Source organism: Sphingobium cupriresistens (genome assembly GCF_004152865.1).
Taxonomy (GTDB): Bacteria; Pseudomonadota; Alphaproteobacteria; order Sphingomonadales; family Sphingomonadaceae; genus Sphingobium; species Sphingobium cupriresistens.
The window spans coordinates 1-1,564 of the sequence record NZ_SEOO01000111.1 but is presented as its reverse complement, the minus strand read 5'-3'; the positions used below and the strand labels follow the sequence as shown (position 1 = coordinate 1,564).

At 54.7% G+C, this 1,564-nt stretch carries 2 protein-coding genes; one reads left to right on the top strand and one right to left on the bottom strand.

Translation table 11 applies throughout. The features are described from left to right. Positions 1-164 precede the first annotated feature (164 nt). The gene (locus EWH12_RS21810) at positions 165-446 is read left to right on the top strand and encodes a hypothetical protein (RefSeq protein ID WP_129927810.1); all 282 of its coding nucleotides are present in this window, start codon (positions 165-167) and stop codon (positions 444-446) included. A 22-nt stretch (positions 447-468) separates the two neighbouring features. Here EWH12_RS21810 and EWH12_RS21805 read toward each other — a convergent pair whose 3' ends face one another. Next, a complete protein-coding gene (locus EWH12_RS21805; protein WP_242496179.1) occupies positions 469-1,425 on the bottom strand; it encodes a helicase-related protein in 957 nt (318 codons plus the stop codon). Positions 1,426-1,564 lie beyond the last annotated feature (139 nt).

Genomic DNA, 1,564 nt, shown 5'->3' with positions numbered 1-1,564 from the left:
AAAATTACACCAATGCCGGGGGGAGTGGCCCTCGGGCTACGCCCTCACGCCACTCCCCCCGGCATGTAACACGATGGCCTGGTTTTACGCCGCCGAATGGCCGACTTTTGCTCCGCCGTTGACAGACGGTCAGAAGATCGAACGGCCAGATCGTCGAACGCCGGTTGAAGCACAAGGAGTCTGGACTTTCCGGCCAAGAGCTCGAAGATCTTCTTGCAGAGCTGCTTGATTTGCAGGGAAACCGCTGCGCGCTGACCGGCATTCCCTTTCATTTTCATGGCCCTGATGCCGACAGCAATCTCTTGCCGTCTCCAGACAGGATTGACAGCAACGGGCACTACGTCCGAGGAAATATCCAAATCGTGTGCCGCTTCATAAACTTCTGGAAAGGGGCAAGCGACAATGAGGAGTTCAAGGAGCTTCTCATGCTTGTGAGAACGGTATGATCCCGCGCTTGTCGCCCTATGGTCAGTCTCGGCCGAACGAAGCAGGGTAGGGGTCGGACAATACTGCGTCCGGCACAGGAGTTCTCAAAAAGACTTCCCAGCCAGATCGGTTCAGGCGGATTTCCCTGTCGAAGTCACCTTGCGTGCATCGGTCCATCTTGTCTTCCACTGCATATTTTCGTTCGATGAACGAACCAACCTGATCTTCGTCGAAACTATCCTTGAGATAGGGATAGTTGATTTCCAGAGCGCTCATGTCGGGACCCTGCCTCTGCAAGAGGCTGTTCACCTTGCCAAAGAGGCGGTCGATGCGGCCCACGCGCTGCTCATTATCGCCCGGTGTCCAAGCAATACCGTAATGATGAACCTTCCTGCACTGCAGATGCAGATTTACCCCCTCCTGGAAGACTGAGGTCGCAATCAGTGTGTTTGGATAGAAGGGGCTGTTGAAGCCCAGGATCAAGTGTTGCCGATGGCTGGACTCTCCGCTTGCATACCATGCCGGGCTGGATAGCGTAGTGAGTGTTCGCCATCCCTTGTCCCAAGCATCGACTTCGTGATCGATGATCTTAGTGCAAAGCTGCTCGAAGGTTGCGATGGCTGAACTAAAGTACTTTAGCAACAGGGAGTTCGGAATTTGCAGGTCTGCAAAATCCAGGAATTTCCGGTAACGTCGTTGCACATTGGCGTGCTTTTCATCGTCAGCAAGCCCACGCTCGAATGTCACATACCAGCCGTAGAGTTCGACGATGACGGGGCTGGCGAAGAGAAATCCGGCCTTAATGTAGTTGGCAAAGTTTTCTGCGATGCGCGGCCGAGCGCTTGCCCAATCAACAAGTCTAGACTTCAGTGGCGCGGGAAGGTGATCGAACACTTTCCCCCAGATAGTTCCGATCGGCGCGTCGTATTCGCGCTGATCTGCTCCATGAGGGCGTAATGCGTCCAGCGCTTCTCGTGGAAATTCGGTTCGTTTTTCCATCCGCTGCATTTGTTGAGAACGGCGGAGCAATATTCGACCACGGTAGCGGCGGGATAGTCCTGCTGCGGGCGGCGTAAAAGTCGTCCACCTTGAAGCCTTTCTGCCGAGTCAGGGAGGTGTGGGGATCTACAGCGTGGAA